Origin of the sequence: Halosimplex halophilum (assembly GCF_004698125.1) — an archaeon.
GTDB lineage: Archaea > Halobacteriota > Halobacteria > Halobacteriales > Haloarculaceae > Halosimplex > Halosimplex halophilum.
Genome location: NZ_ML214297.1, coordinates 1,648,891 through 1,664,447, shown reverse-complemented (window position 1 = coordinate 1,664,447; position 15,557 = coordinate 1,648,891). Strand labels below are relative to the sequence as shown.

The window sequence follows — 15,557 nt, the reverse complement described above, 5'->3', positions numbered from 1 at the left end:
TTAGCGGGACCGGAGGTCCCGCGTCACTTACTTCGCCCGGGTTCGCCGAACGGGTCGCCCCTTTCAGTCCCACCCGCACAGACTGCCCGGCCAGCCGACGCGGGTGGGACTGAAAGGGGCCGTCCGCTTCGGGAAGACGGGCGACGCAAGCACTGCAACGAGCGCAGCGAGTGAAGCGCGCAGCGAGCGCCTCGACCGAAGCGGACGGGGGCTTTCACGCTGTTTGTGGCCGTCGCCGTCCCTTCGGTCGGGGTGCTGTCGTCTCCGCCTACCTGTCCACTGCCACCGATCCCCACACCCCCGAAAACGATTTATCTGCCGAAACGAGTACAACAGATAATGACGCGGCACCGCGTGCCCGCCGCGGCGGTTTCGATTATCGCCCCGTCAGGGGCGTAGTACCTACTTTCTCGGGGCACGACGGTTCGGCACCTGGGCGACACCAGTCTCGTCGGCGCGCAGTCGCGCCAGCGTGTCGCTCCCGCGAGCCCGCTCGTGCCGTGAGTCACGTTCCGAACGCGGCGGCCGAGCCCTCGATGTGAGTCTCCGGCCGCCAGCACCGCACGCCGACCGACACGACGAGAGACATCCATGCCGGAACGACTACCGGACCACTACGACCCGAACGCGGTCGAACAGCACGTCAAAGACCACTGGACGGACGCCGACGCCTTCCCGGGCGTCGACGCGCCGGCGGAGACCAGTCACGCCTACGAGTACGCGAAGCGCCGCGCCGCGGAGCGGGGCGCCGAGAACCACGAAGAGCCGTTCTACTTCCTCGACGGGCCGCCCTTTACCAGCGGGCGGATGCACGTCGGCAACGCCTGGGGGAAGATCCTCAAGGACGCGCTGCTGCGCTATCACCGCATGCAGGGCCGCCCCGTCCTCGCCCGACCGGGCTACGACACCCATGGCCTCCCGGTCGAGGTGAACGTCGAGCAAGAGCACGAGTTCGAGACGAAGGACGCGGTCGAAGCGTACGGCGTCGACCGGTTCGTCGACGAGTGTCGGGCGTTCGTCGAGGACCAGCGCGCCGTCATGGACGAGGAGTTCCGCGACCTGGCGGTGTGGATGGACTGGGACGACGCCTACCAGACGATGGACGCGGAGTACGTCGACACGGTGTGGGACGCCTTCGCAGCACTGTACGACCGGGGACTCGTCGAACGGGGCGACCAGGTGGTCAACACCTGTCCGCGCTGCGAGACGGCGGTCTCGGACTCTCGGCTGGAGTACGCCGACCGGACCGTCGACGCGGTGTCCGTCGGCTTCCCCCTGGCCGACACCGGCCGGGACGGCACCCTCGTCGCCTGGACGACGACCCCGTGGACGCTGGTCGGCAACCAGTTCGTCGCCGTCGACGCCGACGGGGAGTACGCCGCCGTGGAAGTCGCCGACGGCGCGCTCGCCGACCGGGCCGCAGACGGCCCCCTCTACGTCGCCGCCGAACGCGTTCCCGCGGTGATGGACGCGCTGGGCGTCGCCGACGGGGACTACGAGGTAGCCGAGACCCTCCGGGGAAGCGACCTCGTCGGGGCGACGTATCGCCACCCCCTCGCGGACCGACTCCCAGACCACCCGACGCCGGAAGGAACGGTCGCCCACGCCGACTACGTCGAGACGGGCGGTGACGGCACCGGGCTCGTCCACTCCGCGCCCGGGTTCGGCCACGAGGACTTCGAACGGGCCCGCGAGTCGGATCTGGACCTGCCCGTCTACTCCCCCGTGGACCTCGACGGCCGGTTCACCGACGAGGCGGGGCCGTTCGCGGGCCTGGCCGTCCACGGCGAGGGCCGCGCGGCGGTCGCCGACGCGCTCCGTGAGGCCGGCGCACTCCTCGCCACCGAGCGGTTCACCCACGAGTACCCGCAGTGCCCGCGGTGTGACACCGACGTGGTGATGCGCGCCGCCGAGCAGTGGCTCGTCCGCGTCACCGACCTGAAGGACGACCTGCTCGACGCCGTGGACGACACCGAGTGGTACCCCGCAGAGGCGCGCGACGGCCGCTTCCGCAACACCGTCGCGGCGGCGCCCGACTGGAACGTCTCCCGCCAGCGCTACTGGGGGAGTCCCCTGCCGGTCTGGCACTGCGAGGACTGCGGCCGCGACACCGTCGTCTCCTCGCGGGCCGACCTGGCCGACCGCGCCGGGCTGGACGAGGTACCGGACGATCCACACCGTCCGGTCGTCGACGAGGTGACCGTCCCCTGCCCCGACTGCGGCGGCGAGGCCGAGCGCGTCGCGGACGTGCTCGACGTGTGGTTCGACTCCGCCGTGGCCTCGTGGGCGAGCCTGCGCGAGCGCCCGAGCGAGAACCCCCGTCCCGACGACTGGCCCGCCGACCTCGTGGTCGAGGGCAACGACCAGACCCGCGGCTGGTTCCTGATGCAGCTGTACCTCGGCGTCGCGTTCGCCGACCGGGCGCCCTACGAGGAGGTGCTGATGCACGGCTGGGCGCTGCTGGACGGCGAGGGGATGTCGAAGTCCCGCGGGCACGTTCTCCGGCCGCCCGAGGTCGCCGAGGCCCACGGCCGCGACGCCCTTCGGGCGCACCTGCTCGGCCACGAACAGCAGGGCCAGGACGTGACGATGACCTCCGAGATGACGGGCGTCGAGACGACCCGCGAGCGGTTCGACGTGGTGTGGAACGTCGCCCGCTTCGCCGCGATGTTCATGGCCGAGGACGACTACCGGCCCGCGGTCGAACTCGCCGCCGCCCCCGAGGACCGCCGGGTGCTCGATCGGTGGGTCCTCGCGCGCCTGCGCGAGGTGACCGAGCGGGCGACCGCGGGCTTCGAGGAGCGCGAGCCGAACGCCGCGCTCGATGCGGTCCTGGACTTTCTGGTCGAGGACGTGTCCCGCTACTACGTCCAGACGGTCCGCGACCGGGTGTGGACGCCCGACTCGACCGCGGACAGGCGAGCCGCCTACGACACGCTCGGGACCGTGCTGGGCGTTTGCGTCCGGCTGCTGGCGCCGTTCGCGCCGCACCTCGCCGAGCGGCTCTACCGGGCGCTCGACGGGCCCGCCGACGCGGGCGAGCCGACCGTCCACGCGACGGCCTGGCCGGACGCCGACGCGCTCGACCTGCCCGACCGTCCGGAACTGGTCGAGCGAGTCGAGGCGCTCCGGGCGGTCGAGGGGGCCGTGGCGACCGCCCGCCAGGAGATGGGCCGCAAGCACCGCTGGCCGGTCGCCGGGGTCGTCATCGAGACCGACGACGAGACGGTCGCCGCGGCGGTCGACGCTCACCGCGAGTTGCTGGCCGAGCGGGCGAACGCCGAGTCCGTCGAGGTGACCGACCGCTACCCCGCCCGCGAGCGCGTGGTCGCCCCGGAGATGGACGCGCTCGGACCGGCCTTCCGGGACGACGCGGCGGCGGTCGCCGACGCCGTCGAGGGGCGGCCGGCCGACGAGCTGCCGCTGACCGTCACCGTCGACGGGACCGACCACGAAGTGACCGCCGAACTGGTGTCGGTCGTCGAGCGTGTCCCCGACGGCGTACGGCGGGTCCCGTTCGACGGTGGGGCTGTCTACGTGGACGAGTCGCTCCCGGAGCGCCTCCGCAGGGAGGGGCTGGCGCGTGACGTGACTCGGCGCGCCCAGGAGATGCGCGCCGACCTCGAGCTGGCCGTCGACGAGCGGGTCCGGCTGGCGGTCCGCACCGACGACGAAGCGGTGGCCGCGGCGCTGGCGGACCACGCCGACGACCTGCGTCGCGCTGTCCGGGTTGAGGACCTGACGGTCTCCGCCGACGGCGCTGTCGACGGCTACGCCCACACCCGCGAGTGGACGGTCGACGGCGCGGCGGTGACGCTGGCGATGGACCCGACGGCGGTCTCGCGAGGCTGAGGGATCGATGGACCGCGGAAGGATGGGATAGGATGGGTTTCGCCGTAGGCGGGGAACGGGAGCGTGTGACCGTGCCGCGCCCCCGGCATCATCGAGTGACTCGTCGCGGGGCATAAAGGGCCGTCAGACTCCGGGCTGACGACCGGCAGACGCCGCCCGGTTTCGTGTGAAACCGCCGTCAGGCGAGGGGATCGATCCGCCCCGAAGCAGCGTCGACCGGCACCGATTCGACGCCCGGATCGCCCCTTCACAGGCGGCCGCGACCGGCGGTTCGCTTCCGCGAGCCCCGTCACTTTATGTGGTTATATACCTATTACTCTCTGTATACCCTTCCTGGATAATAATCTAACTCAATACCCCTGGTTTCCTGAACGATTCCGTTTTATTTTTATCAGAAGTCGACGACCGTTCACACATGGGATCCGACGTCAACCCCTTCGAGAGCCTGCAGGAACAGATCGACGAGGCCGCGGAGTACCTCGACGTGGACGAGGGCATGCTCGAGCGCCTGAAGAACCCCGAGCGCATCCTCGAGACGAACCTCTCGGTCGAGATGGACGACGGGTCGATCGAGGTCTTCCGCGCCTACCGCTCGCAGTTCAACGGCGACCGCGGGCCCTACAAGGGCGGCATCCGCTACCACCCGCAGGTCTCCCGCGACGAGGTCAAGGCGCTGTCCGGCTGGATGGTCTACAAGACCGCGACGGTCGGCATCCCGCTGGGCGGCGGGAAGGGCGGCATCGTCATCGACCCCGACGACTACTCCGAGGACGAACTCGAACGCATCACGCGCGCCTTCGCGAAGGAACTGACGCCGATCATCGGCGAGGACCGCGACGTGCCCGCGCCCGACGTGAACACGGGCCAGCGCGAGATGAACTGGATCAAGGACACCTACGAGACCCTGGAGAACACGACGGAGCCGGGCGTCATCACCGGCAAGGACATCTCCAGCGGCGGGTCTGCGGGCCGCGTCGAGGCGACGGGCCGCTCGACGGTCATCGCCGCCCGCGAGGCGTTCGACTACCTCGACAAGGAAGTCGAGGGCGCGACCGTCGCCGTCCAGGGCTACGGCAACGCGGGCTGGCTCTCCGCGAAGCTCATCGACGAGATGGGCGCGAACGTCGTCGCCGTCTCCGACTCCAGCGGCGGGGTCTACAGCGAGGACGGCCTCGATCCGGTCGCCGCCAAGGACCACAAGCGCGAGACCGGTAGCGTCGTCGGCTACCACGAGGCCGACGAGGAGGTCTCCAACGACGAGCTGCTCCAGCTCGACGTCGACCTGCTGATCCCCGCGGCGCTGGAGAACGCCATCGACGAGGAGATCGCCGAGGGCGTCCAGGCCGACGTGATCTCCGAGGCCGCCAACGGCCCGATCACGCCCAAGGGCGACGACGTGCTCGAGGACAAGGACGTCATCATCGTGCCGGACATCCTCGCCAACGCCGGCGGCGTGACGGTGTCGTACTTCGAGTGGGTCCAGAATCGCCAGCGCTTCTACTGGGACGAGGAGCGCGTCAACGAGGAACTGGAGGACATCACCGTCGAACAGTTCTGGAACCTCGTCGACGCCTACGAGGAACACGACCTGCCGAGCCTCCGCGTCGCCGCCTACGTCGTCGCGATCCGGCGCGTCCTCGACGCAGCCGAACAGGCCGGCACCTGGCCGTAAGTCGCCACCTCACGGCCGTCAACTTCGGTCGCTCCCGTCACGTTTTAATCCCACTTTTTGATCGTCCGTATCGTTTTATCGCTCTCTAACTACCTTTATACCGCCTTGTGCCGTCGATCGGAATAGCTACGATCAGGTATCGATACTATCCTGTTCGTTCGTGAGGTAATACACCTTCAAAGGCCCTAATACCCCTTAGTGTGGATATAACGGTCATATAGTCTATCAGGCAAACCGTTTTATCGGGGTACCGGGAAGGGACGGGACACATGAGCTCGTTCTCTCGCGACGACGGGGACCGCCGACTGGCGGACCCGACCGACGTACGGTCTAACTGCGGCGTCGGGGTCGTGATGGACCTCGACGGCGACGGCGGGCACTGGGTGCTCGCGGACGGACTGGAGCTGCTCGAGAACCTCGAACACCGCGGCACCACGGGCGCCGAGGAGGCGACCGGCGACGGCGCCGGCGTCATGATCCAGACGCCCCACGACTTCTTCGCCGACGAGGTGGACGCGGACCTGACACCCGGCGAGTACGCCGTCGGGTCGCTGTTCCTCCCGAAGGACGACGACGAGGCTCGCGCGGAACTGAAGGGGGTCGTCGAGGACCAGTTCGCCGCGGAGGGGCTCGACGTGGCCGCCTGGCGGACCGTCCCGACGGACAACGCCGACCTCGGACAGACGGCGCTGGACTCCGAGCCCGAGGTCGTCCAGGCCTTCGTCGAGTCCGCCGAGGGACTGACCGGCGACGACTTCGACCGGCAGCTCTACACGGCGCGGCGAGTGCTCGAAACCCACGTCGAGGAGACCGAGCCCGCGGGCCACGAGCGCTTCTACGTCGTCTCGCTGGACACCGACACCGTCGTCTACAAGGGCCTGCTGAAGGGCGAGCAGGTCGCCGACTACTACCCGGACCTGACCGACGAGCGCGTCGACACGACGTTCGCGATGGTCCACGCCCGCTTCTCGACGAACACGCTGGGCGCGTGGCACCTCGCCCACCCCTACCGCGGCATCATCCACAACGGCGAGTTCAACACCATCCAGGGCAACATCAACTGGATGCGCGCGCGGGAGACGGACCTCGACTCCGACGCCTTCGACGACGTGGACAAGCTCAAGCCGATCATCGACGACCCCGAGCAGTCCGACACCGCCAGCGTCGACAACGCGCTGGAACTCCTGATGCTCGAAGGCCGCGACCTCCCCCACGCCCTGCGGATGCTCATCCCCGAGGCCTGGCGCGGCGAGGCCAACGACGTGAGCGGCGCCCGCCGCGACTGGTACGACTACCACGCCTCGCTGGTCGAACCGTGGGACGGCCCCGCCCTCGTGGCGGCGACCGACGGCGACCGCGTCGGCGCCGTCCTCGACCGCAACGGCCTGCGGCCCTGCCGCTACGACGTGACCACCGACAACACGCTCGTCATGGCCAGCGAGGCGGGCGCGCTGGACACCGACCCCGCCGACATCGAGGAGCGCGGGCGCCTCCAGCCCGGGCAGCTGTTCCTCGCCGACCCCGAGGAGGGCCGGGTCATCCCCGACGAGGAGGTCTTCGACGACCTCACCGACGAGCAGTACGGCGAGTGGGTCGCCGAGGAACAGGTCGACCTCGCCGACGTGGTCGACCAGCCGGACAACCTCCCCCAGCACGACTTCGACGAGCTGCGGGCCTACCAGGCCCAGTACGGCTACACCTACGACGAGGTCGACCACCTCATCGAGCCGATGGCCGAGAAGGGCAAGGACCCCGTCGGGTCGATGGGCGACGACACCCCCCTCTCGGTGCTCTCGCAGTTCAACCGCCCCCTCTTTACCTACTTCAAGCAGCTGTTCGCGCAGGTCACCAACCCGCCGCTGGACTACATCCGCGAGGAGCTGGTCACCTCGCTGGAGTCGCGGCTGGGCTACCAGCGCAACCTGCTCGACGAGTCGTCCGAGCACGCCCGCCAGCTCGTGCTCGACTCGCCGATCCTCACCGACCAGCAGACCGGGGCGATCCGCGACCTCGACGCGAACGGCATGTCCTCGACGGTGGTCGACATCACCTACGACCCCGACGCGACGGACCTGCGCGAGGCCGTCGAGGACGCCCGCGAGGCGGCCACCGAGGCCGCCCGCGACCACGACGTGCTGGTCCTCTCGGACCGCGCGGCCGGCGAGGACCGCGTCGCCGTCCCGAGCCTGCTGGCCGTGGGCGGGGTCCACCACCACCTCGTCCGCAACGGCCTGCGCAACCACGTCGGGCTCGTCCTCGAATCGGGCGACCCCCGGACCGTCCACCACATCGCCACGCTCGTCGGCTACGGCGCGGGCGCGGTCAACCCCTATCTCGCCTACCAGACCATCGAGGACCTGGTCGCGGGACCGGACGGCGCCGAACTCTCCACCGCGATCGACGCCTACGTCAACGCCCTGGAGGACGGCCTCCTGAAGACGATGGCAAAGATGGGTATCTCGACGGTCGAGAGCTACCAGGGCGCCCAGATCTTCGAGGCCGTCGGCCTCTCCTCCGACTTCGTCGCCGAGTACTTCGAGGGGACCGCCAACAGGACCGAGGGCATCGGCATCGAGGAGATCGAGGAGGACCTCCTCGACCGCCACGAGGTCGCCTGGGGCGAGGACCCGGACCTGGAACGCCAGGGCGAGTTCGAGAACCGCTCGGGCGGCATCCACCACCAGTGGAACCCCTCCACCGTGGGCAAGGTCCAGCAGGCCGTTCGAACGGGGGACTACGAGCGCTACAAGGAGTTCGCGAGCGAGATCAACGACCAGAACGAGCAACTGCAGACGCTGCGGGGGCTGCTGGAGTTCGACTCGGACCGCGACCCGGTCCCGATCGAGGAGGTCGAGCCCGTCGAGGAGATCGTCGAGCGCTTCGAGACGGCGGCGATGAGCCTCGGGTCGCTGTCGCCGGAGATGCACGAGAACAACGCCATCGCGATGAACCGGCTGGGCGCGACCGCCAACACCGGCGAGGGCGGCGAGCCCCCCGAGCGGTTCGACACCGAGAAGAACTGCTCGACCAAGCAGGTCGCCTCCGGTCGCTTCGGGGTCACCAGCCACTACCTCGCCTCGGCCGACGAGCTGCAGATCAAGATGGCCCAGGGCTCCAAGCCCGGCGAGGGCGGCCACCTCCCCGGCAAGAAGGTCAACGAGATGATCGCCCACGTCCGCTACGCGACGCCGGGCGTCGGGCTCATCTCGCCGCCGCCGCTGCACGACATCTACTCCATCGAGGACCTCAAGCAGCTCATCCACGACCTGAAGGCGAGCAACCCCGACGCCGACGTGAACGTCAAGCTCGTCGCCGAGGACGGCATCGGCACCATCGCCGCCGGCGTCGCCAAGGCCAACGCCGACAAGGTCCACATCTCCGGCCACGACGGCGGCACCGGCGCCTCCCCGAAGACCTCCATCAAGTCCGCGGGCCTCCCGTGGGAACTGGGTCTCGCGGAGGCAAACCAGATGCTCCGCGCGACGGGCCTGCGCTCGCGCATCGAGGTCACCACCGACGGCGGCATGAAGACGGGCCGCGACGTGGCCGTCGCCACGCTCCTCGGCGCCGAGGGGTACGCCTTCGGCACCGCGTCGATGGTCACCTCCGGCTGCGTGATGGCCCGGCAGTGCCACGAGAACACCTGTCCGGTCGGCGTCGCCACGCAAAACGAGAAGCTCCGCGAGCGGTTCCCGGGCGAGCCCCAGCACGTCATCAACTACATGACCTTCGTCGCCCAGGAGCTGCGGGAGATCATGGCCGAACTCGGCTTCACCAGCGTCGACGAGATGGTCGGCCGCCCCGAGGTGCTCGCCCAGCGGACGGACGTGAGCCAGCCCAAGGCGAAGAAGGTCGACCTGTCGGGGGTCATCGCCGAGCCCGCGGGCGACGACGACCGCTACAAGACCCGCGAGCAGACCCACGAGGTGAGCGAGTCGCTCGACTGGGAGCTCATCGAGGAAGCCGAGCCCGCCATCGACGCCGGCGAGCCGGTCGCCATCTCGACGGAGGTGGACAACACCAACCGCGCCGTCGGCGCGACGCTCTCGAACGAGATCTCCAGCGAGTACGGCGGCGAGGGGCTGCCCGACGACACCGTCGACGTCCGCCTGGAGGGGACCGCCGGCCAGAGCTTCGGCGCGTTCCTCCAGCAGGGGATCACGATGGATCTCGTCGGCACCGCCAACGACTACGTCGGCAAGGGGCTCTCGGGCGGGAAGCTGGTCGTCCGCACCCCCGAGAACGCCAACTACGCGGCCGAGGAGAACGTCGTCATCGGCAACGTCGCGCTGTACGGCGCGACCCAGGGGGAGGCCTACGTCAACGGCGTCGCCGGCGAGCGCTTCGCGGTCCGCAACTCCGGCGTCAAAGGGGTCGTCGAGGGCGTCGGCGACCACGGCTGCGAGTACATGACCGGCGGCGCCATCGTCGTGCTGGGCGAGACGGGCAAGAACTTCGCGGCCGGCATGTCGGGCGGCGTCGCCTACGTCTACGACCCCGACGGCGAGTTCGCCCGGAAGGCCAACACCGGGATGGTCTCGGTCGAGCCGGCGCTGGACGAACTCGACCGCGGGATGGTCACCCGGCTGGTCGAGAACCACGCCGAGTACACCGATTCGGACCGCGCCGCCGAGCTGCTGGCCGACTGGGACGACGAGCTTGACAACTTCACGAAGGTAATGCCCGACGCCTACGCCGAGATCATCGAGGAGCGCGAGGGCGACGACGTGCGCACGGAACTGCCCGAGCCGGCCGCCCCCGCCTCGGAGTCGGGCGCCGCCAGCCACGGACAGGCCGACGACTGAGCGCGTTCGCCCCGCTCGCGGTCGCGTCCTGCCGCCCGATACGGCCCGTTCGACCGCCGGCGGCTGCGGAATACCTGCGTACGGCCGCCACCGACTGACCCGGTAGTGGCGTCGAAGCGGCGGAACGATACCCGAGTCGTCACGCGAACCTCGCTGCGAGCGGAAGGCCTATTAGCGTCGATAGACTGTGGATACGTCAATGAGCCGATCGGACCGCGGACCGGGGCAGCCGCGTGCGATGATCCACCGGCGGATCCTCGACGTGGCCGAATCGGACCCGGACGCGTCGATGGCGGCGATCGCCGAGGAGGTCAGCGGCGCGTCGCCGGGCCTCGTCGAGCGCGTCCTCGACGAGTACGGCGACCCCGGTCGCGATTCCGAACCGGAGACCGAGAAATCCATGAACGCCGCGAACCCCTCACCACCCGAGACGGAGCCCGGGACCGACGCGGACAGTTCGAACGACGACACCGGCGAGTCGCCCGCCGACGCGGACAACTCCCCGACCGACTCCGAGGGATCGACCGTCGACGCGGACGACTCCCCGACCGAGCCGGAGGAGTCGCCTCCCGAACTGGCGGGATCGACGGCCGACGCTTCGCACGACGCGGGCGACGATCCACCGGCGGCGGCCGACCTCTCGGAGAGACAGCGCCGGACCCTCCGAGCGCTGTACGAGCGCCCCGGGGCTTCGCAGGGGGACCTGGCGGAGGAGCTGGACGTGACCCGGGCGACGGTGAGCCGCCGCCTCAACGCGATCCCGGGCTTCGAGTGGGGCGAGCGCCGCGCGTTCGCCGAGGCGGTCTTCGGTGACGGGGCCGGCGGCGAGTCCGACGACGGGGCCGCCGACGCGACGACCCGCGAGACGACGCCGGGCGACGCGGTGAACACCGACGAGGGGTCGGCGACGAGCGGGACCGACGCCGGCGAGCGGGAATCGGGAACGGGGCCGGGGCCGGGCGACCCGGGAGCGGGCGACCCGGGGGCGGACGACGCGCTCGAAGGCGAACTCGCCGACCTCGAAGCGCGCGTCGAGGCGGTCGAGTCGCGGGTGAGCGCGACCGGGGACGCCGACGGCGAGGGCGCCGCGGCCGCGCTCCCGCCGGAGCTCGCCCACAAGGTCGTCCACGCCTGCATGGAGTCCGACCGCGTGACCGAGGACGAGGAGCTGGAGATTCTGCGGGCGTTCATGGAGTGAGCCGCGTCGGTCGCCCTCCGCAACGAATAAGTCCCTCGCCGGCGCTCTCTCACACATGACCACGCTCGCGCTCGCGGTATCGCGGACTGCCGAGCCGGGCGTGTCGGTCGCTTCTCCGAAACGCAAACGGTCGTGAGCGGCTCCCGGCGAGCGTGGCGCACTCGTCGCGGGCCGGCCCCCGACCGTCCGCACCGAACTGATCCCGGACAGCATATCATCCACCGACGCGAACACCGACCAATGACACTCCAGTTCCGCGGCGTGTACCCCGCCATGTGCACGCCGTTCGACGACGACGGCAGTATCGACTTCGAGACACTCCGATCGGACGCCCGGCGCCTGGAGGCCGCGGGCGTCGACGGCCTCGTCCCCTGCGGCTCGACGGGCGAGTCCGCGACGATGACCCACGACGAACACATCGAGGTCGTCGAGGCGGTCGTCGACGCCGTCGACGACGTGCCCGTCATCGCCGGCTCCGGCTCGAACAACACCCGCGAGGCGCTGTCGCTCTCCCGGCGGTCCGCCGACGCCGGCGCCGACGCGCTCCTGCTCATCTCGCCGTACTACAACAAGCCGGAACAGCGCGGCCTCGTCGAGCACTACGAGCGCATCGCCGACGAGATCGACCTGCCGCAGATCGTCTACAACGTCCCCTCCCGCACGGGGCGTAACATCGAGCCCGAGACGGTCGCCGAGCTCGCAGAGCACCCGAACATCCAGGGCTACAAGGCCGCCAGCGGCGACATGGGGCAGATCAGCGAGATCGTCGAGCGGACCCGCGACACCGACCTCGACGTGCTCTCGGGCGACGACGGGATGACGCTGCCGATGCTCTCGGTCGGCGGCACGGGCGCGATCAGCGTCGCCGCCAACGTCGAACCCGAGCGGACCTGCGCGATGGTCGGCGCGGCGCTGGCCGGCGATTACGAGCGCGCCCGGGAGATCCACCACCGGCTCGGGCCCCTCTTCCGCGAGCTGTTCGTCGAGACCAATCCCATCCCGGTCAAGGAAGCCATGCAGATCCGCGGGTACGGGCCGGCGCGGATGCGCTCGCCGCTGACGCGGCTCTCCGAGGAGTACCGGGACGACCTGCAGGCGGTGCTGGACGACCTGGAATCCGAAACCTTCGATTACGAGGACGACTACGCCGAGATCGAACGATGAGCACGCGGGTCGCGGTCAACGGCGCAGCCGGACGCATGGGTCGGACGGTCATCGAGACGGCGGGCGAGCGCGACGACGTGGAGGTCGTCGTCGGCTTCCACAGGACCGACGCCGGCGAAATCGACGGCGTCCCGGTCGTCGACTCGGGCGGAGCGGCCGACGCGCTCGCCGAGCACGACCCCGACGTCGTCGTCGACTTCTCGCTGCCGGACGCGACGCTCGGGATCGTCGACGCCTGCGTCGAGGCGGACGTGGGCCTCGTCGTCGGCACGACCGGCTTCGACGACGCGGGGTTCGACGCGCTGGAGGCGGCAAGTGACGAAGTCCCCGTCCTCAAGGCGACGAACTTCTCGCGGGGCATCCAGGTGCTCCTCCGGACCGTCCGGGAAGCCGTCGGCGCGCTCGACGGCTACGATCTGGAACTGACGGAGACCCACCACAACGACAAGGTCGACGCGCCCTCCGGGACGGCGAATACCATCCTCGAAACGGTCCAGGAGCAGCGCGACGTGGAACCGGTCTACGGCCGGGAGGGCCACGCCCCGCGTGACGAGGACGAGATCGGCGTGTTCGCCCGGCGAGCGGGCGACATCCGCGGCGAACACGAACTGGTCCTCGCCGGCAACGACGAGGTGGTCTCGCTGTCCCACCGCGCCGAGGACCGCGGGGTCTTCGCCGCGGGCGCGCTCGACGCGGCGGTCTGGCTGGCCGACCGGGGCGACGGCTGGCACGAGTTCGACGACGTGATCGACGACTGAGCGGTGGACCGGCGGTCGTGCCGGCCCGGCCGAGACCGCGGGTGCTATTATCCCGGAGCGGGAATCCGGAGCCAATGAGTCTCCAAGCCGATATCGAGGACCTCTGGGCGAAGAAGCAGGACGGACTGACCGCCGCGGACGCGACCGACGACCACCTCGCGGTGCTCGACGACTTCCTCGCCGCGCTGGAGGCCGGCGACGTGCGGGCCGCCGAGAAGTCCGGCGGCGAGTGGGAGGCCAACGAGTGGGTCAAGCAGGGCATCCTCCTGAACTTCGGCCTGCGCGAGACCGAGGCCCGCGAGTACGGCGACGTGGCCTACCACGACGTGCTCCCGCTGCGCGAGACCGCGGACCTGGCCGAGCGCGGCACGCGCAACACGCCCGACGGGACGGTCATCCGCCGCGGCGCCTACGTGGGCAGCGACGCCATCCTGATGTCCCCGGCGTTCGTCAACATCGGCGCCCACGTCGGCGACGGGACGCTGGTCGACTCCTGCGACACCGTGGGTTCCTGTGCGCAGATCGGGTCGGACGTGAAACTCGGCGCGAACACGCTCATCGGCGGCGTCCTCGAACCGGTCGAGGACGCGCCGGTCATCGTCGAGGACGGCGTCTCGCTGGGCGCGGGCTGTCGCGTCACCTCCGGGTTCGTCGTCGGCGAGAACTCCGTCGTCGGCGAGAACACCCTGCTCACCCCGCGGATCCCCGTCTACGACCTCGTCGAGGAGGAAGTGCTGTACGGCGAACTCCCGCCGGAGCGCCGCGCCTTTACCCGCTTCGTCGAGTCGTCGGTCTCGGACCACGACCTCATCGACGGCGGCGCGTACAAGCCGGCGGTCGTCGCCACGAGCGTCGAAGAGGAGACGCTCGAAGCCACGGAGCGCGAGGACGCGCTGCGGGAGTAAGGGACGGTTGACAGTCGTCTGCTGCGGCGTCGGCGCCGACACCGGCAACGTCCGCCCGGTCCCGGGCGTCGACGCCGAGGGCCGCTTCGAGTACGTCCCCATCCCGGAGAAGGGCGCGACCGCCGAGACGGCCACGTACGGCTCGCTCGACCGGCGCCACGGGGAGGGAACGTTCGCCGACCTGCTCGACGGGATCCGCCCGGGCAGCGACGGCGAGTGGATCACCGACCCGGGGGCGGTCCGCGAGCAACCGGTCCACCGCGACCCCGACCTGGCGGCGCTCACCTACGGCGAGCACCGGCCGGGGTACGTGGCGAAGCTGCGCGAGCTGGAGCCCGGCGACATCGTCGCGTTCTACGGCGGCTTCCCGGGACCTGACAGCGACTACAAGCACCGGTACCTGTTCGGCTACTTCACGGTCGCCGAGCCGCCGGTCGTGCTCGACCCGGCGATGGATCGGGCCGACGTGGAGGCGGTCCTCGCCGAACACCCCGACAACGCCCACGCCAAGCGCTTCGCCGGTCACGGGGACCTGTACTACCACGACCCGGAATTTACCGACCGGCCGCGGCCGGTGGTGATCGTCCCCGGCGAGGCGCCCGGCGGGCTGCTCGACCGGGCGATACGGCTGAGCGACCGGCGACGGGGGCCGAACTACTATATGAGCGACGACGTGGCGGGCGCGCTGTCGCCGGCGTCGGCGACCGAGCGCGGGACCCACCTCGGCGGGTTCAAACCGGCCGTCCGCTGTGACGTCACTGCCGAGGCGTTCCGCGCGTTCGTCCGCGAGCGGTCCTGAGCGCCGCGCCCCGGTCGACAGCCGGTCGACACAGGGCGACGTTACTCGGACTCACGGGCGATTAACAATCCGTGCATCGGCCGGGTGGCCGCCATGGAGCGCCTGGCGACGCCGATGCCCGCGGTCGCAGTCGTCGCCGTGGTCGTCGGAGGTGCCGTCCTCGCGGGAGTCGCTCTCCCGACCGGGATTGTCCCGCCCTCCGCCGTCGACGGGCACCCGGCCGCGTCGGCCCCGGCGGCTGCCGACGACCCGCCGTCCGTGCTCGCGGGGAACGACCAGGACGACGAGGACGAGGAAGAGGGTGAGGACGACGAGGACGAGGAAGAGGGTGAGGACGACGAGGACGAGGAAGAGGGTGAGGACGACGAGGACGAGGAAGAGGGTGAGGACGACGAGGACGAGGA

The 15,557-nt window shown here is 70.3% G+C and carries 9 protein-coding genes; 8 read left to right on the top strand and 1 reads right to left on the bottom strand.

Annotation, left to right across the window (positions count from 1 at the left end; genetic code table 11):
* Positions 1 to 591: 591 nt before the first annotated feature.
* From ileS to E3328_RS08325, 8 genes are all read left to right on the top strand, one after another.
* Positions 592 to 3,852, top strand: a complete 3,261-nt coding sequence (ileS, locus tag E3328_RS08360; protein WP_135364119.1) for an isoleucine--tRNA ligase — start codon at positions 592 to 594, stop codon at positions 3,850 to 3,852.
* Between the two features lie 415 nt (positions 3,853 to 4,267).
* Entirely contained in the window at positions 4,268 to 5,524 is a 1,257-nt protein-coding gene (locus E3328_RS08355; protein ID WP_135364118.1) for a Glu/Leu/Phe/Val family dehydrogenase, read from the top strand.
* Between the two features lie 269 nt (positions 5,525 to 5,793).
* Positions 5,794 to 10,329, top strand: coding sequence for a glutamate synthase large subunit (gltB, locus tag E3328_RS08350; RefSeq protein ID WP_135364117.1), 4,536 nt, complete (start codon positions 5,794 to 5,796; stop codon positions 10,327 to 10,329).
* A gap of 199 nt (positions 10,330 to 10,528) precedes the next feature.
* Positions 10,529 to 11,527 (top strand): MarR family transcriptional regulator, encoded by a 999-nt coding sequence (locus tag E3328_RS08345; protein WP_135364116.1) that lies wholly within the window; start codon positions 10,529 to 10,531, stop codon positions 11,525 to 11,527.
* 240 nt (positions 11,528 to 11,767) lie between these two features.
* A complete protein-coding gene (gene dapA, locus E3328_RS08340) occupies positions 11,768 to 12,691 on the top strand; it encodes a 4-hydroxy-tetrahydrodipicolinate synthase (RefSeq protein ID WP_135364115.1) in 924 nt (307 codons plus the stop codon).
* Positions 12,688 to 13,449 (top strand): 4-hydroxy-tetrahydrodipicolinate reductase, encoded by a 762-nt coding sequence (gene dapB, locus E3328_RS08335; RefSeq protein ID WP_135364114.1) that lies wholly within the window; start codon positions 12,688 to 12,690, stop codon positions 13,447 to 13,449. The genes dapA and dapB overlap by 4 nt, the downstream gene beginning before the upstream one ends.
* 74 nt (positions 13,450 to 13,523) lie before the next feature.
* Complete coding sequence (locus E3328_RS08330) at positions 13,524 to 14,354, top strand: 2,3,4,5-tetrahydropyridine-2,6-dicarboxylate N-succinyltransferase (RefSeq protein WP_135364113.1); 831 nt, start codon at positions 13,524 to 13,526, stop codon at positions 14,352 to 14,354.
* Positions 14,355 to 14,361: 7 nt separating this feature from the next.
* Positions 14,362 to 15,153 carry an Nmad3 family putative nucleotide modification protein gene (locus tag E3328_RS08325; RefSeq protein WP_135364112.1) on the top strand — a complete coding sequence of 264 codons (792 nt, stop codon included), beginning with the start codon at positions 14,362 to 14,364 and terminating at the stop codon, positions 15,151 to 15,153.
* 51 nt (positions 15,154 to 15,204) lie between these two features.
* Here E3328_RS08325 and E3328_RS22350 read toward each other — a convergent pair.
* The coding region (locus E3328_RS22350; protein WP_209452143.1) for a hypothetical protein at positions 15,205 to 15,557 on the bottom strand (353 nt) is incomplete at its 5' end.